This window comes from Cognatiyoonia sp. (assembly GCF_965661665.1).
In the GTDB taxonomy this organism is placed as follows: domain Bacteria; phylum Pseudomonadota; class Alphaproteobacteria; order Rhodobacterales; family Rhodobacteraceae; genus Cognatiyoonia.
This window is the reverse complement of the sequence record NZ_CBFIEO010000006.1, coordinates 1-18,557: the sequence shown is the minus strand read 5'-3', so window position 1 is coordinate 18,557 and position 18,557 is coordinate 1. Positions and strand designations below refer to the sequence as shown.

General features: G+C 55.5%; 12 protein-coding genes, 1 pseudogene and 1 riboswitch. Of the genes and pseudogenes, 6 read left to right on the top strand and 7 right to left on the bottom strand.

Annotated features, from left to right (window positions below; all coding sequences use genetic code 11):
* The first annotated feature begins 306 nt into the window (after nucleotides 1–306).
* The 3 genes from ACTF5F_RS05115 (at nucleotide 307) to ACTF5F_RS05105 (ending at nucleotide 4,873) form a co-directional block, all read left to right on the top strand.
* Entirely contained in the window at nucleotides 307–924 is a 618-nt protein-coding gene (locus ACTF5F_RS05115) for a calcium-binding protein (protein WP_438955805.1), read from the top strand.
* A gap of 156 nt (nucleotides 925–1,080) precedes the next feature.
* A complete protein-coding gene (locus ACTF5F_RS05110; RefSeq protein ID WP_438955804.1) occupies nucleotides 1,081–3,159 on the top strand; it encodes a hydantoinase/oxoprolinase family protein in 2,079 nt (692 codons plus the stop codon).
* Nucleotides 3,160–3,163: 4 nt separating this feature from the next.
* Entirely contained in the window at nucleotides 3,164–4,873 is a 1,710-nt protein-coding gene (locus ACTF5F_RS05105) for a hydantoinase B/oxoprolinase family protein (protein WP_438955803.1), read from the top strand.
* On the opposite strand, the gene ACTF5F_RS05100 is transcribed toward ACTF5F_RS05105, so the two are convergent.
* The 4 genes from ACTF5F_RS05100 to ACTF5F_RS05085 all read right to left on the bottom strand — a co-directional run bounded on the left by ACTF5F_RS05100 (nucleotide 4,870) and on the right by ACTF5F_RS05085 (nucleotide 10,140).
* The gene (locus tag ACTF5F_RS05100; protein WP_438955802.1) at nucleotides 4,870–6,561 is read right to left on the bottom strand and encodes a dipeptide ABC transporter ATP-binding protein; all 1,692 of its coding nucleotides are present in this window, start codon (nucleotides 6,559–6,561) and stop codon (nucleotides 4,870–4,872) included. The genes ACTF5F_RS05105 and ACTF5F_RS05100 overlap by 4 nt on opposite strands.
* A complete protein-coding gene (locus ACTF5F_RS05095; protein ID WP_438955801.1) occupies nucleotides 6,558–7,499 on the bottom strand; it encodes an ABC transporter permease in 942 nt (313 codons plus the stop codon). Before ACTF5F_RS05095 ends, ACTF5F_RS05100 begins: the two co-directional genes overlap by 4 nt.
* Entirely contained in the window at nucleotides 7,499–8,467 is a 969-nt protein-coding gene (locus tag ACTF5F_RS05090; protein ID WP_438955800.1) for an ABC transporter permease, read from the bottom strand. Before ACTF5F_RS05090 ends, ACTF5F_RS05095 begins: the two co-directional genes overlap by 1 nt.
* A 92-nt stretch (nucleotides 8,468–8,559) precedes the next feature.
* A complete protein-coding gene (locus ACTF5F_RS05085) occupies nucleotides 8,560–10,140 on the bottom strand; it encodes an ABC transporter substrate-binding protein (protein WP_438955799.1) in 1,581 nt (526 codons plus the stop codon).
* Between the two features lie 359 nt (nucleotides 10,141–10,499).
* A riboswitch (glycine riboswitch) is annotated at nucleotides 10,500–10,585 on the top strand.
* Nucleotides 10,586–10,734: 149 nt separating this feature from the next.
* Between ACTF5F_RS05085 and gcvT the strand changes: the two genes are divergently transcribed.
* From gcvT to gcvP, 3 genes are read left to right on the top strand one after another with little or no spacing between them, the layout of a single operon-like run.
* Entirely contained in the window at nucleotides 10,735–11,859 is a 1,125-nt protein-coding gene (gcvT, locus tag ACTF5F_RS05080; RefSeq protein ID WP_438955798.1) for a glycine cleavage system aminomethyltransferase GcvT, read from the top strand.
* 17 nt (nucleotides 11,860–11,876) lie between these two features.
* Complete coding sequence (gene gcvH / locus ACTF5F_RS05075) at nucleotides 11,877–12,236, top strand: glycine cleavage system protein GcvH (RefSeq protein ID WP_438955797.1); 360 nt, start codon at nucleotides 11,877–11,879, stop codon at nucleotides 12,234–12,236.
* Between the two features lie 21 nt (nucleotides 12,237–12,257).
* Complete coding sequence (gene gcvP / locus ACTF5F_RS05070) at nucleotides 12,258–15,101, top strand: aminomethyl-transferring glycine dehydrogenase (RefSeq protein ID WP_438955796.1); 2,844 nt, start codon at nucleotides 12,258–12,260, stop codon at nucleotides 15,099–15,101.
* 520 nt (nucleotides 15,102–15,621) lie between these two features.
* Here the strand turns inward: gcvP and galE are convergent.
* From galE to ACTF5F_RS05055, 3 genes and pseudogenes are all read right to left on the bottom strand, one after another.
* Nucleotides 15,622–16,668 carry a UDP-glucose 4-epimerase GalE gene (gene galE, locus ACTF5F_RS05065; RefSeq protein ID WP_438955795.1) on the bottom strand — a complete coding sequence of 349 codons (1,047 nt, stop codon included), beginning with the start codon at nucleotides 16,666–16,668 and terminating at the stop codon, nucleotides 15,622–15,624.
* Nucleotides 16,665–17,282, bottom strand: a complete 618-nt coding sequence (locus ACTF5F_RS05060) for a sugar transferase (protein WP_438955794.1) — start codon at nucleotides 17,280–17,282, stop codon at nucleotides 16,665–16,667. The genes galE and ACTF5F_RS05060 overlap by 4 nt, the downstream gene beginning before the upstream one ends.
* 78 nt (nucleotides 17,283–17,360) lie before the next feature.
* Nucleotides 17,361–18,557 (bottom strand): annotated as a pseudogene (locus ACTF5F_RS05055) (helix-turn-helix domain-containing protein); the annotation flags it as partial.

The window sequence follows — 18,557 nt, the reverse complement described above, 5'->3', positions numbered from 1 at the left end:
AAGCAACTGTTCAAACTGCTGCTTATTTGAGCGCTTTTTGTTGGCGGTAAAGGGCCGGTACAAGGAATGGGTGCAGACCGTTTATGATTTAAAAACAACATAAAGTTAGTTCAATAAAACCTATAGTTAACCAATTTTACAATTTCTTTAGGTCACCGATTGACAGTGGGAAACCGCTGACCGATGGCAGGTGAACGCGCGTTCCTGCCCAGATTTTGCCGCGATCTTTTTCGTCACTTTGCGCACCCCTAGCGTCCTGCCCCATGCAAGCCGCTTGAGGGCCAACAAAATTGACGGAGACTAACCTTGAAAACAGAGATCGTTGGACGTGAAGAAAATGAACGTTTGGTTATCGGTTCAGGTGTTCAAAATGTCGATCCAGGAGATGGAAATGATCGTATCGTCATCTATGGCGATGCGGGGGAGCCCGACCCAGCTCAAACAGAAGGGTCAGACGGTCGTGTGACCGAAGCTATCACACCGGGGAGTGCGAATGACGTTATCACAGGGGGTGATGGGGCTGACAATATTCATGGCCGCAGAGGGTATGATGAAATCAACGGCGGCGCAGGGGACGACCTCTTCTTTGGTGGCGGTGGCAGGGACGATATGTCAGGTGGTGCTGGCAATGACTGGTTGGAAGGCAGTCATGGCAAAAACACCATGAACGGTGGCGCGGGTGAAGATGTGCTCGCCTCCACTGGTGGCAAGGACACGCTGACCAGAGGTGCCGATGCTGACACGTTCCTCTTCAACGACAACTCGCGTGGGGGCACCATCACCGATTGGGAAGATGGGATCGACATGATCGACTTGTCGCGGTTGGACAATGTGGACGGCTGGGCGATGTCGACATCGAACAGGTCGATGACACCACGGATGTTGTCAGCTTCGAGAACGATCGTGGTTGAGAGGCTGAAGTGACAGTCGTGTCTGCCACTGCATTCACCCTGACCGAAGCAGACTTAGTTTTCTAAGAAATCCGCCAGGTCGCTTTCTGTGCCCCGGCTTTCTTTTCGATTTGAATTTACCTGACGGAGTTGTGACACTCACTCCAAGACCACCCGTTAGGAGATTCCCATGCCGTCGCAAACCATCCGCCTTGGCGTCGATATTGGTGGGACGTTTACGGACGTTGTGCTTGAGGTTGCAGGGGATGTCTTTTCCACCAAAGTGCTGACAACTTACGCCGCGCCGGAAGACGCGATCATTGACGGGATGCATCAGGTTTGCGCGAAGGCTGGCGTGAAAACCTCTGACATTGAGCAGATCATTCACGGCACGACGTTGGCCACCAACGCGCTCATCGAACGGCGCGGAGCGAAGACCGCGCTGATCACGACGAAGGGTTTCCGCGACGTGATTGAGATGCGCACTGAAAGCCGGTTTGAGCAATATGATCTGAACTTGACCTTGCCGGAACCACTCCTCCCGCGCCAAATGCGGTTTGTGGTGGAGGAGCGGGTGAACGCCAAGGGCGAGGTGATGATCGACCTTGATCCAGCGGATGTGGAAGCCGTGGTCGATCAGATAGCGGAGGCTGGTTTCACCTCTGTTGCGGTGGGCCTCATCCATTCCTATCTGAATCTGAAACATGAGGAGATGATCCGCGACATTCTGGCTAAACGGTTGCCGGATGTGTCAGTCTCAATCTCCTCCGAAGTCAGCCCGCAGATGCGGGAGTATGAGCGGTTCAACACCGTTGTCGCCAATGCCTATATCAAGCCGCTGATGGCCTCCTACCTTGGTCGGTTGGAGGATCGCTTGCGTGCCGAGGGCGTCAGATGTCGGATTTTCCTGATGCATTCAGCCGGCGGGATTATTTCCTTGCAGAATGCGGCGGAGTTTCCCGTGCGGTTGGTTGAATCTGGTCCGGCCGGTGGTGCGGTTTTTGCGGCCCATATCGCGGCGCGTTACGGGTTGGATAAGGTGTTGTCTTTCGACATGGGTGGGACGACGGCGAAGATATGCCTCATCAAAAATCAGACGCCCAAGACATCCCGCGTGTTCGAAGTGGCGCGGACCTATCGGTTCAAGAAAGGGTCGGGGATGCCGATTTCGATCCCTGTGATTGATATGGTGGAGATTGGCGCCGGTGGTGGGTCGCTGGCGCATGTGGATGCGCTGCGCCAAATCCGCGTGGGGCCGGAGAGTGCGGGATCAGAGCCGGGTCCGGCTTGTTATGGGCGCGGTGGCGCACGGCCCGCCGTTACGGATGCTGATCTTGTTTTGGGAAAGCTCGACCCTGACAACTTCGCGGGCGGGTCGATCACGCTCCATCCAGATGCGTCGCGTTCCGCCTTGACCGAGCATGTGGGCGATCTTTTGGAGATGGGCCCTGTTGAAGCCGCCTTTGGCGTGGCCGAAGTGGTCGATGAAAACATGGCCAACGCCGCGCGGGTGCACGCGGTCGAGAATGGCGAAGACCTATCAGACTACACGATGATAGCCTTTGGCGGTGCGGCCCCGCTTCACGCCGGCCGGCTGTGTGAAAAGCTGGGCGTCGACCGCTTGCTGGTGCCGCCGGGGGCGGGGGTTGGATCCGCCATCGGATTCCTGCGCGCCCCGTTCAGTTTTGAGGCGAACCGCTCCGTCTACATGAAGTTGAGCGACTTTGATTCTGAGGCGATTAAGACCCTGCTCACGGAGCTTAAGGCGGAGGCGACGGGGTTTGTGCGCACCTGCGATGCTGACGCGCCGATCCTGAGCGGGTTCAAGGTCTACATGCGTTACACCGGCCAAGGTTGGGAAATCCCGATTGATCTGACGGAGGATCAGGCGATGACCCCCGTGGCCGAGGTGTTCGAAGCGCGGTTTGAGGAAGACTATACGAAGCTTTTCGGGCGCCCAGTTGCGGGTATGGATATAGAGATCACCGTCTGGTCGGTCAACGCCACGACCCCGCCGGAAGATGTGAGCCGCATCACAGAGGTGGCAGGTGGCGCATCCGCCGCGTCAGACACGAAGCGACCCGTTTTCGACCCTGCAAGCGGGGCCTTTGCCGACGCGGCAGAGGTGGCGCGGGACGGGATGGGCTCCGGTGATACAGTCGCCGGCCCCGCCGCAGTGGTGGAGGCGGAGACGACGATCATTGTGCCAGCCAGCAGGCAGGCCATCCGGCAGCCGGACGGCTGTATCGACATCAAGGTGAAAGGGTAGGGTCATGCCAGAGCAAACATCAACCATCGCCTTTCAGGTGATGTGGAACCGGCTGATCTCCATCGTGGAGGAACAGGCGCAGGCACTTGTACGGACGGCCTTTTCAACCTCTGTCCGCGAGGCGGGTGATCTGTCGGCAGGGGTCTATGATGTGACGGGCAAAATGCTGGCACAGGCGGTCACAGGCACACCTGGCCATGTGAACGCGATGGCCGACGCTGTGGCGCATTTCATTCGTCGGATCGGGCGGCACAACATGTTCGAAGGCGATGTTTATATCACCAACGATCCGTGGGAGGGGACGGGTCATCTGCATGACATCACGATGGTCACACCGTCCTTTCACAAGGGGACGCTCGTTGGCTTCTTGGCTTGCACCGCGCATATCGTGGATATCGGCGGGCGTGGCTTTGGGGCGGACGCGCAGAGTGTCTATGAAGAAGGACTCTACATCCCGATCATGAAATTTGCCGAGCGGGGCGCGGTGGATGAGACCCTAACGCGGATTATTCGTGGCAACGTGCGGGAGCCGGATCAGTTGATCGGTGACGTTTACGCCTTGGCGACGTGCAATGAGATTGGCCATCGGCGGCTCATTGACATGATGGGGGAATTCGCGCTCGACGACCTGGAAGGGATTGCGGCGTTCATCTTCGACAATTCCCACCGCGCGACTTTGGAAGCGATCAACAAACTACCGAGGACCAGTGCCGAGGGCAAATTGACCGTTGACGGTTTTCAGAAGCCCATCACTTTGAAGGTGACTGTGTCGGTGGAAGAGGACCGGATCTTCACGGATTTCACGGGCACGAGCGGGGTGGACAAGAAGGGCATCAATTGTCCGCTCGTTTATACCAAGGCTTATGCCTGCTACGCGCTCAAAGTCGCAATCGCACCTGAGATCCCGAACAATGCCGCCTCGCTCGCGCCGTTTGAGGTGACGGCGCCAGAAGGGACGATTGTGAACGCGGTGCATCCGGCCCCAGTCGCCTTGCGTCATATCGTCGGGCATTTCGTGCCGGATGCTGTGTTCAACGCTTTTGACAAGATCGTGCCGGGTTTGGTGCCTGCGGAAGGGGCCGGATGTCTGTGCAATTTCCAAGTGTCTTTGCGTCCTCGCACCGATGCACCCGTCCCGCTCGATGCGCGGCGGTCAGAAGTACTCACCTTCAATTCTGGCGGATCAGGGGCGCGGCCTGAGTATGACGGGCTGAATGCCACGGCTTTCCCTTCCGGCGTGATGACGATGCCGATTGAGGCGACGGAACACGCGGGCCCTGTCATCATCTGGCGCAAGGAGTTGCGTCCTGACAGCGGTGGCGCGGGCAAGACCCGTGGCGGGCTAGGTCAGTTTATGGTAGTGGGCGCGATGGTGGGGCATGAGTTCGATATCCAAGCCATGTTCGACCGTGGTCAGCATCCCGCCAAAGGGCGGCGCGGCGGTCACGAAGGGGCGCCCACAACCATCGCACAAGACGACGGTACAGCGATGCATGTGAAAGGCAAACAGTTCGTCCCACATGGCCGCAAAGTGATGATGGCCTTCCCTGGCGGCGCGGGTTACGGCGATCCGGCGGAGCGTGATGTGGCTTTGGTTAAACGCGATCTGGCGCGCGGGTACCTCAGCGCGGAGGTTGCAGCGCGGGATTATGGTCTAAGCGCAGAGGATATCGCTACCGTCGAAGCTGCCGTCAGGCGTGGCGAGGCCCTCTAAGCCTCCAACTGCGCGAGCCTTGGCATTAATTCCAAGAGTTGCACCGTATAGGGGTGTTGCGGGTTGTTGAAGAGGCTTTCGGTTTCTTGCACTTCCACAAGCTGGCCCTGCTTCATCACACCGACGCGGTCGCACATCTGGCGAACCACAGGCAGATCGTGGCTGATGAAGAGCATGGTGAGACCCAGATGCTCTTGCAAGTCTTTCAGGATGTTGAGGATCTGCGCTTGGATTGACACATCCAAAGCGCTGGTTGGCTCATCGCAGATGAGAAAGCGCGGCTGAGTGGCAAGCGCGCGCGCGATAGAAATACGCTGTCGTTGACCGCCAGAAAACTCATGCGGATATTTGACGCCAGCCTCTTCACCTAAGCCCAGACGGTCCAAAAGCTCCAACACGCGGCCCCTGATCTGGTCTTTGGGCAGGAGCTTCAGGTGGCTCAACGGCTCACCCACGATCTGTTCGACCTTCATCCGTGGATTGAGACTTGAATACGGGTCTTGGAAGATCATCTGGATTTCGTTGCGATAGGCCGTCAGCGCATCAGCATCCATCTTCGTGATTTCATCACTGTCAAACAAGATGCTGCCGCCGTCTGTGTCATAGAGCGTGGCGATCATGCGGGCGACGGTGGATTTGCCGGAGCCGCTTTCCCCGACGAGGCCGAACACCTCCCCATCTTTGATATCGAAGGAGACGTTGTCGACGGCGGTGAAGTATTTGCGCATCGACGGCAGGATCGCGGATTTCTCAACAAACTTTTTGGTAACGCCTTGCACCTCAACCAGTGTCCCCGTTTTCGAGGATTTCGACCTGTCCCAGTTGCGGGCGAGGTCTTCGATCTTGAACGTCGTCTCCCGCCCGCCGTAGCTGACTTGCGGGAAGCGGTGGACCTTCACTTGCGGCCGCGGCACGGCAGAGATCAAGGATTTGGTGTATTCGTGGATTGGGTGGCTAAGGATTTGATCGGTCGGTCCGCTTTCCACAACCTCGCCCGCGTACATCACTGTGACTTCTTCGGTCGTGTCGGCGATGACGCCCATGTCGTGGGTGACAAAGATCACACCCACTTTGCGTTCTTCGGCCAGCTCTTTGATGAGGTCGAGCACTTGCGCTTGGATCGAGACGTCGAGCGCGGTTGTCGGCTCGTCCGCGACGATGACGGAGGGTTCGGAGCAGAGCGCTAGTGCGATCACCACCCGCTGACGCATCCCGCCGGAGAATTGGTGCGGGTATTGGTTGAAACGCTCTTTCGGGTTTGGGATAGATACGCGGTCGAGGAGGGCGAGGGCACGCGCCTTTGCCTCCGACGCCGACACGTTGAGGTGGAGCTGGATCGTTTCCACCAGTTGTTCGCCGATGGTGAAGAGTGGGTTGAGGGAGGTCAGCGGATCTTGGAAGATCATGCCTATCTCTTTGCCCCGGATCGCGCGTTTCTCTGCAGTGCTGACGTTGTCGATGCGGCGTCCGTTGAGCCAGATCTCGCCCTCAGCAATTTTCGCTGGATCGTCGAGCAGGCCAATGACCGCGTTGCCGGTCATCGACTTACCAGCGCCGCTTTCCCCCACGACACCACGGATTTCACCGGGATGAATATCGTAGCTGACGTTGCGCACAGGTTTGAAAAGCCCGTGACGGGTGGGAATTTCAACCGTGAGGTTGCGGATGGAGAGGACGGGTTCGGTCATTTCAGCCTCGGGTTCAGCGCGTCGCGGAGCCAGTCGCCCAGCAGGTTGACGGAGAGGGCGAGGGCCAGAAGCGTGCAGGCGGGGAAGAAGAGGATCCACCATTCGCCCGAGAAGAGGAAACCTTGGCCGATGCGGATGAGTGTGCCAAGGGAGGGTTGGGTTGGTGGTGCTCCGACGCCCAAGAAGCTGAGTGTGGCTTCGGCGATGATCGCAAGGGCGAGGGAGATTGTCGCGATGACCAGCACAGGTGACAGGATATTGGGCAGGATATGCCGCAGCATGATTGCGAAAGGTTTGCGCCCGATGAGGCGGGCAGCGGCGACGTAGTCTTTGGATTTCTCAACCAGCGTCGCACCGCGCACCACGCGGGCGAATTGCACCCAGTCCGACAGGCCGATGGCGAGGATCAGCACCCAGATCGCCATTTGGTCGCGGTATTCGACCGGCGTGATGCCTTTGGCGATCCCAAAGATCAACATAGCAACGAGGATGGATGGGAAGGTCAGTTGCACGTCAGCGGCGCGCATGATGATGCTGTCAGTCCAGCCACCAAAGTAACCCGCCAGCAGTCCAAGGATGATGCCAAGCACAACGGCCAAGAGCACCGCAGCGAACCCCACGAAGAGCGATATGCGCATCCCGTAGAGGATGGTGGAATAGACGTCCCGCCCTTGGTCATCGGTGCCCATGAGAAAGGTTTCTCCGGTAAACGCATTCGGCTCCATCGGGGCGGAGAAGCCGTTCATCAGGTTTAGCGTCGATGGGTCGAACGGGTTCGACGTGGCGACCAGTGGCGCGAATACCGCGGACAGGATCAGCAGCAGCGCAACAAAGGTGGAGACCATCGCAATCAGCGAGCGTTTGAAGGCGTAGAACAGGTCACTGTCTAGCGCACGGCGCAGGCGGGTCGGGGGTGTTGGGGCGGTTTGATCAGTCATCAGGTCGATACCCTCAAGCGGGGGTCAATGAAGGCATAAAGGATGTCCACCAGCAGGTTGATCATCACGAACATCACAGAGATCAGCATGAGGTAGGCAGCCATCACGGGGATGTCGACGAACTGGATCGCGTTGATGAAAAGCAGGCCAAGGCCCGGCCATTGGAATACGGTTTCCGTGATAATGGCGAAAGCGATGATCGCACCCAGTTGCAAGCCGATAATCGTAATCACGGGGACCATCGTGTTTTTCAGTGCATGGCGGAAGTTGATCGTGCGTTCGGCCAAGCCACGGGCGCGGGCGAAGCGGATGTAGTCTTGTCGGAGGACTTCGAGCATTTCGGACCTGACCAGCCGCATGATGAGTGTCATCTGGTAAAGCCCGAGGGTGATCGACGGCAGGATCAGGGCTTTTAACCCGCTCTCCGTGAAAAAGCCTGTCGTCCAGCCGCCGAGGTCCACGACCTCCCCCCGTCCGAAGCTGGGAAGCCAGCCGAGTTCAACGGAGAAGAGGTAGATGAGCAAGATGCCGATCAAGAATGTGGGAAGCGAGACGCCGATGAGTGACGCCGACATGATGAAGTTGGCGGTAAAGCCATTGCGCCGGATCGCCGTGAAGACGCCAAGTGCGATGCCCACGACCACCGCGAAGATGGCGGAGACGGCGGCAAGTTCCAGCGTTGCAGGTGCGCGTTCGAGCAGGATTTCCGAGACTTCGCGCCCCTGACGATAGCTGACGCCAAAATTGCCTTGGATGGCCCCCTGCAAAAACTTGAAATATTGGACGAAGACGGACTGATCGAGCCCGAGCTGTGCGCGCAATCGCTCTACGTCTTCAAGGGTACGTTCTTGGCCCAGCATGTTGTCGATCGGGTCGCCCACAAATCGGAACATAGAAAAGGCGATGGCGCCTGTGATGATTAACACCAAGACAGACTGGCCGATGCGTTTAAGGATGAATGAAAGCAACGTCGCCCTTCATTGTCCGTGGGGGGCAGGGCCCCGTCAAGCCAATAGAAAACGCTGGCCGCACCATTAATGATGCGGCCAACGGTCTTGTTTTAGTTCATAGTGAAGAACTTCACGCGCGGCTGGTCTTCTGCGTCAACTTCGACGCCGACGTTTTCAGCCATACCCCAGTTCAACACCTGGTGGTGGATTGGGATGTAAAGCTGATCGTCCTGAACCGCACGCCAGATCGTGGCAATATCTGCGTTCCGCTGATCGAGATCGGTGTTGGAGGCCAGTGACTCGATCAAAACGTCGATCTCGTCGTTGTCGTAGCCTGTGCCGTTCCAAGACCCGATGCTTTCTTCACGACCATGAACGAGGAAGTTGAAGATGTATTCGGAGTCGTATGTCGGAACACCCCAGCCCAGCATGTAGAAGTCTGTCTTGCTGTCTGTGATCTTCGGGAAGTGCTGCGCCTTTGGAATGGCTTCCAAGTTCACTGTGATCCCGATTTGACCTAGCATACCAACAGCCGCCTGACAGATGGCTTCATCGTTGATGTAGCGGTCGTTCGGGCAGTCGAGACGGATGGAGAAACCATCACCATAACCTGCTTCAGCCATCAGCGCCTTTGCGCCTTCAACATCAGTGGAGCTTTCTCCGTCCATCTCAGCAGTCCAGCCGTTAACGAATGGCGGTGCGATCATGCCTGCAGGCTCTGACTGGCCGCGCATCACGACTTGCTGGATCGCATCGCGGTTGATGGCCATGGACATTGCTTTGCGCACGCGCAGATCTGCGAGTGGGTTTGCACCCTCCACGTCGTCAGCCTCAAGATCCGCAGCACCTTGGTTCATACCAAAGAAGATGACGCGGTTTTGAGGGGCCTTTTTGACTACCAGTCCGTCGGCTTCATCAACACGTGCCAAGTCTTGCACTGGCATGTCCTGCAGGAAATTCACCTCACCGGACAGAAGTGCTGCAACACGGGTCGCTGCGTTCTGAATAGGGGTGTAGACGATTTCGCTGACTTCCATTGGGTACTCATCAATGCCCCAATAGTTCTCATTGCGCGCCATGACGGTTTTCACGTCTGGTTCGCGGCTGACGAGGGTGTACGCACCCGTGCCGTTGACGTTTGTTGTGGCATAGGTGATCTCACCACCTTCAAAGTCCTGCACGTTCACGGTGTTATTCGCTTCAGTCCAACCTTTGTCCATCATGAAGAGGTTTGTAAGGTTGGATGGTAGGATCGGGTTCGGGCCATCTGTGACGAACTCAACCTGATAGTCGCCTGTTGCACGCACTTCGACAATCGAGTTCAAAAGCTCTTTCATGTCGGAGTTTGGCTGTTTCGCACGGTTGATGCTGAACACCACGTCTTCGGAGTTGAAGTCAGCACCGTCGTGGAATTTTACGCCTTGGCGCAGGTTGAAGACCCAGACGTTCGGATCATCAGGACTTGGTGCCCAGTCTGTGGCCAGTGTTGGAACGAAGTTGCCTGCTGTGTCACGGATGATCAGCGGCTCATACATCTGGTGGCGCATCGTATGGGATGGGCCTTCGTTCTGGGAATGTGGGTCCAGCGTCAGCGCGTCACCAGCGCGCGCCCAACGGAGCGTTTCCGCATTCACAATAGCTGTGGACGACATCAGCGCCGCAACAGCCAGAATACCGGTAAGTTTAGTCATTATACCCTCTCTGTTTTTACGTATGCGTTGGTCTGGAAAGGTAAGAATAAACAGCTTACTGGCCAAGACGGCCCGGGACGTTGAAACGTCTGTCGTGCTGTTGATCGGTGGTTCGGTTTCTAATCGAACGCTGTCATCCCACCCAAGAGACTCGCATTTATTGATACGAGCAGTGTTCCCCCGATTTTTGAATTGCACAACGTTTTTTTTCTAAGTCTTCTGTTTTCAAAGGAAAAAGCCGGATGGGTCTTGGATTGTTGATGATTTCTAGGTCCTTCCCTTAGGGAAACTTTGATGGAAAATTGGTGCGGTTCAATCAAAGGTGACTTGCTTGGGAAATATGTTTCCGATACGAAACGTTTATCGCATCGGGAGAACGGAATCGTCCGTGCCGAAGGAGCAACCGCCCCGGTAATCTCTCAGGCCAATGGACCGGTGCGGTGACGTAAGACTCTGGAGAGACGCAAAAGCGCGCGCCGAAGGGATAACGATCTCAGGCAAAAGGACAGAGGGGGCATCGCTGCGCAAGGCTACTTGCGCAAATGGATGCCTCGCCCCGATCTCAGGTCACTGCGAGCGAATTAGGAGAGACAGATGTCTGATCTGTTGCGCACACCGCTTTTTGACCTGCATGTCGGGTTGGGCGCCAAGATGGTGCCGTTTGCGGGTTATGAGATGCCCGTTCAGTACAGCCTTGGCGTGATGAAAGAGCATGTCCAGACGCGAACGAAGGCCGGTCTTTTTGATGTCAGCCATATGGGACAAGTCCGAATAGATGGTGCGCCCTATTCTGTGGTGGCCGAAGCTATTGAGGCGCTGATCCCCGTGAATGCAATCGATTTGGCCGAAGGGCGTCAGCGTTATGGGTTCTTCACGAATGAGGCGGGCGGGATCGAAGACGATCTGATGTTCGCCAACCGCGGCGACCACATGTTCATGGTGTTGAACGCTGCCTGCAAAGACGCCGACATTGCGCGGTTGAAAGCGGCGTTGGAGCCAGCTTTGACCGTCACACCAATCACGAATCGAGCGCTGATTGCGGTGCAAGGGCCATCGGCTGAGGCAGCTTTGAGCTGTCTCAGCCCAGTGGTCGCTGATATGGCCTTCATGGATGTGGCGACTGTGGAGTTGGTGGGCGTAGAGTGCTGGGTGTCCCGTTCTGGCTATACAGGCGAGGATGGTTATGAGATTTCGGTGCCAGAGGCGCAGGCGGTACAACTGACCGCAGCGTTGCTGGCGCAAGAGGATGTGGAGGCGATTGGCCTTGGCGCGCGGGATTCCTTGCGGCTGGAGGCGGGGCTTTGCCTTTATGGTCACGACATTGATGAAGGGACGTCGCCAGTTGAGGCTGGGCTGACCTGGGCCATTCAGAAGGTCCGCCGTACGGGTGGTGTGCGGGCAGAGGGCTTCCCCGGTGCGAACCGCATCTTGAGAGAGTTTGACGACGGGCCTGCGCGCAAGCGCGTCGGCTTGTTGCCCGAAGGCCGCGCTCCGATGCGCGAAGGCGTTCCACTTTTTGCCAGCGCAGACAGCACAGATCAGATCGGTCAGATCACCTCCGGCGGGTTTGGCCCCACGGTCGAGCGGCCCGTTGCGATGGGATACGTTCCCAAGGCGCAATCTGCGATTGGCACAACAGTATATGGTGAGCTGAGGGGCAAACGCCTTCCGCTCACCGTGACGGCGCTGCCGTTCACACCTGCAAATTTCAAACGATAAGACAGGAGGGGACCCCCATGAAATTCACAGAAGAGCACGAATGGCTGAAGCACGACGGCGATCTGATCATCGTCGGGATCACAGAACACGCGGCAACGCAGCTGGGCGACATTGTTTTTGTTGAACTGCCAGAAACCGGCACCGAAGTGTCGAAAGACGATGAGGTTGTGGTGATCGAATCGGTCAAAGCTGCCTCCGACATTTTGGCGCCACTCGATGGTGAGATCGTCGAAGTTAACGAAGCCTTGGCCGATGAACCTGCGAAGGTGAACGACGATCCGATGGAAGAAGGCTGGTTCTTCAAAATCAAGCCGTCCGACCCGTCTCAAATGGACGAGTACATGGATGAAGCCGCTTACAAAGCAATGGTCGAATAACGCGCATTCGGGAGACGTGTCATGACATTTGAGCCAACAAATTATCTGCCCTACGACTTTGCCAACCGCCGTCACATCGGCCCATCCCCTGCGGAGATGGAGGAGATGTTGAAAGTGGTCGGTGCAGAAAGTCTGGACGCACTGATCGATGACACGTTGCCGAAGCAAATCCGGCAGAAAGAGCCGCTGGATTTTGGCAAGGCAAAGTCAGAGCGGGAATTGCTGCACCACATGCGTGTCACAGCGTCCAAGAACAAGGTTCTTACCTCGCTCATCGGGCAGGGGTATCACGGCACAGTCACGCCGCCCGCGATCCAGCGGAACATCCTCGAAAACCCCGCGTGGTACACGGCCTACACGCCGTATCAGCCGGAGATTTCGCAGGGGCGTTTGGAGGCGCTTTTGAACTTCCAGACAATGGTGTGTGATCTGACAGGGTTGGAGATTGCCAACGCTTCCCTTCTCGACGAAGCAACCGCTTGCGCGGAAGCAATGACGATGGCCCAGCGGGTGTCGAAATCAAAGGTTAAAGCCTTCTTCGTTGATGAGAACTGCCATCCGCAAAACATCGCGGTGATGAAAACCCGCGCGGCCCCGTTGGGGATAGAAATCATCGTCGGGGCGCCGGACGATCTGGACGCCAGCGCGGTCTTTGGCGCGATCTTCCAATATCCCGGGACCTACGGGCACCTGCGCGATTTCACCGATGAGATGGCAGCCCTGCAAGAGCAAAAGGCGATTGGTATCATCTCCGCCGATCCTCTGTCGCTTACGCTGTTGAAAGAGCCGGGCGCGATGGGGGCTGATATTGCAGTAGGCAGCACGCAGCGCTTTGGTGTTCCGATTGGATACGGCGGACCGCACGCGGCGTACATGGCGACGAAATCTGCCTATGGCCGCAATATGCCTGGGCGGATTGTCGGCGTGTCGATTGATGCACATGGCAACCGCGCCTACCGTCTGTCGCTGCAAACCCGCGAACAGCACATCCGCCGCGAAAAGGCGACGTCGAACGTCTGCACCGCACAGGCGCTGTTGGCGGTGATGGCCGGATTCTATGCGGTCTTCCACGGACCTCAAGGCCTCAAGGCTATCGCGCAGCGTATCCATCGGAAAACCGCACGGCTGGCCGAGGGCTTGAAGAACGCAGGTTTTGACGTTCGACCCAAGGTGTTCTTTGACACCATCACGGTCGAGGTTGGCCCGCTCCAGCAAGCGGTGATGAAATCTGCCGTGGATGAGGGGATCAACCTGCGCGCGGTCGGCAAGACGAAGGTGGGCATCACCTTGGACGAACGGACACGGCCAGCAACTTTGGAGGCTGTTTGGCGGGCGTTCGGTGTGGATCGTGAGGATAAGGACTACACGCCGCATTATTCCATGCCCGAAAAGCTCATCCGGACGTCGGATTACCTGACCCACGAGGTCTTCCACATGAACCGCGCGGAAACAGAGATGATGCGCTACATGCGGCGCTTGGCGGATCGTGATCTTGCGCTGGACCGCGCGATGATCCCGTTAGGCTCCTGCACGATGAAGTTGAACTCCGCCGCTGAAATGATGCCGGTGAGTTGGCGTGAGTTTTCGCTACTTCACCCTTATGCGCCCAAAGATCAGGCCGCAGGGTATCATGAGATGATCGATGATCTGTCGGTGAAGCTTTGTGACATCACAGGTTATGACGCGATTTCGATGCAGCCGAACTCTGGCGCGCAGGGTGAATATGCGGGGCTTTTGACGATTGCGTCTTATCACCAGGCGCAGGGGCAGGGGCATCGAAACGTTTGCCTGATCCCGATGTCTGCACATGGGACCAACCCCGCTTCGGCTCAAATGGTGGGTTGGAAAGTTGTCCCAATCAAATCGGCTGAAAATGGCGACATTGATCTGGACGATTTCCGCGCGAAGGCTGAGATGCATTCAGAGAACCTTGCTGGCTGCATGATTACATACCCCTCGACCCACGGCGTGTTTGAGGAAACCGCGACCGAGGTGACAAAGATCACCCATGACCACGGCGGTCAGGTGTACATTGATGGCGCGAACATGAACGCAATGGTTGGCTTGTCGCGCCCTGGCGATCTGGGCGGCGACGTGAGCCACCTCAATCTGCATAAAACCTTCTGCATCCCGCACGGCGGTGGTGGCCCCGGCATGGGTCCGATTGGGGTGAAAGACCACTTGATTGCGCATTTGCCCGGTGATCCGAACGGTGGTGAAGGGGCGGTCTCGGCTGCGGCCTTTGGTTCACCGTCTTTGTTGCCGATCAGCTGGGCCTATTGCTTAATGATGGGCGGGGAGGGGCTGACCCAAGCCACACGCATCGCAATCTTGAACGCCAACTACATCGCGAAGCGGCTCGAAGGCGCATTCGACATCATGTTCACCGGACCGACGGGCCGCATCGCGCATGAGTGCATTTTGGACACGCGTCCCTTCGCCGACAGCGCTCACGTGACAGTCGACGATATCGCCAAACGCTTGATCGACAGCGGATTCCACGCGCCTACGATGAGCTGGCCCGTGGCGGGCACCCTGATGGTGGAGCCGACGGAATCCGAGAATAAAGCAGAGCTTGATCGCTTTTGCGATGCGATGCTGTCGATCCGTGCAGAGATTGCCGAAATCGAAGAGGGCAATATCGACGGGGAGAACAACGCGCTCAAGAATGCCCCGCATACAGTCGAAGACCTCGTCGGCGATTGGGACCGCCCCTATACGCGCGAACAAGGCTGCTTCCCCGCTGGTGCGTTCCGCGTCGACAAATACTGGCCGCCCGTCAACCGCGTCGACAACGTCTACGGCGATCGGAATTTGGTCTGTACTTGCCCACCAATGGAGGATTACCTGGAGGCGGCTGAATAGAGGCAACTTAAGGTATCACACCATATGGACAGAAAACTCTCTTAGCTTACGCCACTCTTGGTTCCAATAATTCTGACGACGGACAGTTTGGACAATACGGGCGACGCAAGTTCTAAAGTAGCCTCTGCTTCTAAATTATGCGGAAAACCAGAAATGTTCCGGTCCGACTTGATATCGTTAAAAACAAAGCGGGTATCGGAGACCCATTGACATCGGTTGCCTTGCTGCCAGTTCGTTGCGCTCGTTTGAATTTCACAGATTGTCTCGGAGACTTCAGCCGCTACGACAAACGATTGTCCATCCCTTATCCCTTGAAAAAAGCACGCCCTTGTCGTTGCGTGGCAGGCTATCGTGATAGCCAAAAAAGCTCTCATCAAAGCTTGAGCCGAATACAAATGTATCTGATGGTAATGTTCGGGGACGAGAAAACACCGCTCCGCTGACTTTTATGGCCGACTTAGCCATAGAATAAGCGTACGGATATCTTGATCTAAAATGGTTTTGCGTCTTTGAAAACATACTAGATTGTATCTTCTGTTGTATTTCCAACTGCAACGTAGTTTTTGGAAACCCATTGCCAGCTCGAACGACACATCTCTTCAATAGATCGTTTTGCCTCGAAACCGAGGACTGATTTAGCTGCATCACAATTGGCGTAACATTGGGCAATATCGCCAGCCCTTCGATCACCAATAGTAAATGGAATTTCTTGACCGCTAACACGGCTGTAGGTTTCGATCACTTCAAGAACAGAGAGCCCCTTTCCCGTTCCGAGATTCACTGTGTGTGATTGATCTTTGTGAAGAAGCAAATTTAGCGAAGCGACATGACCTTCTGCCAAATCTTCAATGTGGATGTAGTCCCTTACACCCGTTCCATCGGGAGTATCAAAATCACTGCCAAAAACGACCACTTTGTCCCGCTTGCCAACCGCAACGTCACCAACGAACGGAACTAAATTTGCCGGTTTCCCCAATGGGCTTTCACCAATTTCACCACTCCGATGAGCTCCAACAGGATTAAAATATCTCAAGATACCAAAATTCCATTCAGGATTACTGTCTTTGACCTGACCCAAAATTTCTTCAGATGACTTCTTCGTATAGCCATATGGATTGGTCGAGCTTGTTGGATGTGCTTCATCGATCGGCAAATACTGAGGCTCTCCATAAACAGTAGCACTGGAAGAGAAAACCATACGTTTCACATCAAATTGTGCCATGACATCTAGAAGGTTGAGTAAACCTCCAATGTTATTTCCAAAGTAAGCGATCGATTGCTCGACGGATTCTCCGACAGCCTTCCAAGCCGCGAAATGCACGACCGCCTTGAAGTTACGATCTTTGAATAACTGTGTGATGTGCTGTTTGTTCCGCACGTCGCATTCGACAAAATCTACAGATTCGCCACCCAAATGTGCGAGCCGTTCTAGAACCAACCGACTTGAATTATGAAAGTTGTCAATGATGGTTACTTCATATCCGGCTTCGAGAAGTGCCAGGTAGGTATGAGACCCTATATAGCCGAGTCCACCAGTCAATAGAATCCGCGCCTTATCGGAGGTCATTTTGCACCAAACCCAGTAAAAATCGTAATCAAGGTTTCCCAAATTATATAGAATTCCATCCGAAATCCGCTTTTTTTCAAGTACTGAAGGTCGTACTTCAGTTTTCCTTTGGTGCCGTGTTCATCATAGGTGTAGCCCATTTCAACTTGCGCCAATCCAGTAATTCCAGGCCGAATGAGATGCCGATGATCATAGGATTTGATCTGCACTCTATATTGCTCAACGAAATTTGGCTGTTCAGGTCTTGGCCCGATGAAGCTCATTTCACCTTTCAGGACATTCAAGGCCTGAGGCAGTTCATCGATCCGAAACTGCCTCATAAAGCGCCCAAAAGGCGTGATCCGATTCGTCTCATCAACGGCAAATTTGTACTCAGCGGCATCGCCTATCATCGTACGGAATTTGTATATGTTAAACAGTTGCCCTCGCTTACCAACACGCGTTTGAGAAAAGAACAACGAACCCGGGTTCAGAAATGGGTTAAGAATAAGCAGAATTAAGCATGCAAAGCACCCCAACGGTAGCAAAGCGAAAGAAACAAAAAGATCAGCCACTCTCTTGGTAATCCAAAAGGCAGCGCTCCCCCCGATACTCTTTTCTTTCGATTCATCCATAACGTGTCCGTCGTCAAAATTATTGGAACCAAGAGCTTCCTAACCTAAGAGAGTGTTCTGCTCATCTGGTTGGTGTGATTATGCGGCGCGTTTTCTTTGACGCAAGCATCGCGTTTCGAAGGTCTTCTGTTTGATCCTTTCTCGTTGCTTCAGAATGGCCTTGTCCCGTCCGAAGTAGATGTCAGTAGGTGTGACGTTGTTGAGACTCCCGTGGTAGCGCTGATGGTTGTAGTGATCGACGAAGGCTTCAATCTGGGCTTTGAGATCGCCCGGCAGGAAGTAGTTCTCCAGCAAGATCCGGTTCTTCAAGGTTCGATGCCATCGTTCAATTTTGCCTTGAGTCTGAAAATGATATGGCGCACCGCGTGATTGCTTCATACCCTTGCCTTGTAGCCATTCAGCTAAATTGCTCGAGACATAGCTGGACCCATTGTCGCTAAGTAGGCGTGGTTTATGGGCGACATGAATCTGAAATCGTCCAGAACAATACTGAGATAGAACCAGCACCAACCCAGAACCTTCAGATAGGTAAAATCGGTTTGCCAAAGCTGGTTGATGGCCGTTGTCTTATGCTCAAATTCATTCGCGGCTTTCAGCACGATGAAAGCAGGGCTGGTAATCAAGTCATGCGCCTTTAGCGTGCGGTACACTGTGGATTCCGACACAAAGCTGCGCTCTTGGTCGGTGAACGTGACAGTCAGCTCGCGCGGTGACAGTTCCGTTTCTTTCAGAGCAAGATCCACGACCTTGCGCTTCACTTCGATGAGCACCCGGTTCCAGACATGCTTAGGTTTGGGAGATTGGTCATGCAGACCGGCCTCGCCACGCTGTAGATACCGATCATACCAGCGATAGAATGTGGTGCGGGGGATACCCAGCTTGGCCAATGTCCGGCGTGCCGAGAGATGACTTTCTTCGACCAACCGAATGATCTCCAGCTTCTCAGATGCGGGGTATCTCATTCGTCGTCGCCCCATCTCCAACCATGCTTTTTTTGAGCAGCCGAAGCTCAAGCGTTTACTCTGCCACAACCTCCTTCAGGTCACGGGCTTCGCGGCGAAGGTTTTTAACCTTGTCGCTTGTCGCTGCACGCGCTGTGTCACCGGCATGCCGTTACTTTCCAGCTTCCATGAAGTCCTTGAACCATTTATAATAAAGGCCCTGAGATGTTCTCTCACGACGGCACAGCTCATCAATACTGTCCTCGCCGCGCAACCCATCCAGTACAATCCGGATCTTCTCTTCAGCCGAATACTGTTTGCGCGTAGCCCGTTT

Coding starts and splice junctions, on each gene's coding strand:
- galE (WP_438955795.1), bottom strand. CDS start 16,668: ATGACCTCCGATAAGGCGCGGATTCTATTGACTGGTGGACTCGGCTAT.
- gcvH (WP_438955797.1), top strand. CDS start 11,877: ATGAAATTCACAGAAGAGCACGAATGGCTGAAGCACGACGGCGATCTG.
- ACTF5F_RS05085 (WP_438955799.1), bottom strand. CDS start 10,140: ATGACTAAACTTACCGGTATTCTGGCTGTTGCGGCGCTGATGTCGTCC.
- gcvT (WP_438955798.1), top strand. CDS start 10,735: ATGTCTGATCTGTTGCGCACACCGCTTTTTGACCTGCATGTCGGGTTG.
- ACTF5F_RS05110 (WP_438955804.1), top strand. CDS start 1,081: ATGCCGTCGCAAACCATCCGCCTTGGCGTCGATATTGGTGGGACGTTT.
- ACTF5F_RS05105 (WP_438955803.1), top strand. CDS start 3,164: ATGCCAGAGCAAACATCAACCATCGCCTTTCAGGTGATGTGGAACCGG.
- ACTF5F_RS05100 (WP_438955802.1), bottom strand. CDS start 6,561: ATGACCGAACCCGTCCTCTCCATCCGCAACCTCACGGTTGAAATTCCC.
- ACTF5F_RS05060 (WP_438955794.1), bottom strand. CDS start 17,282: ATGGATGAATCGAAAGAAAAGAGTATCGGGGGGAGCGCTGCCTTTTGG.
- gcvP (WP_438955796.1), top strand. CDS start 12,258: ATGACATTTGAGCCAACAAATTATCTGCCCTACGACTTTGCCAACCGC.
- ACTF5F_RS05095 (WP_438955801.1), bottom strand. CDS start 7,499: ATGACTGATCAAACCGCCCCAACACCCCCGACCCGCCTGCGCCGTGCG.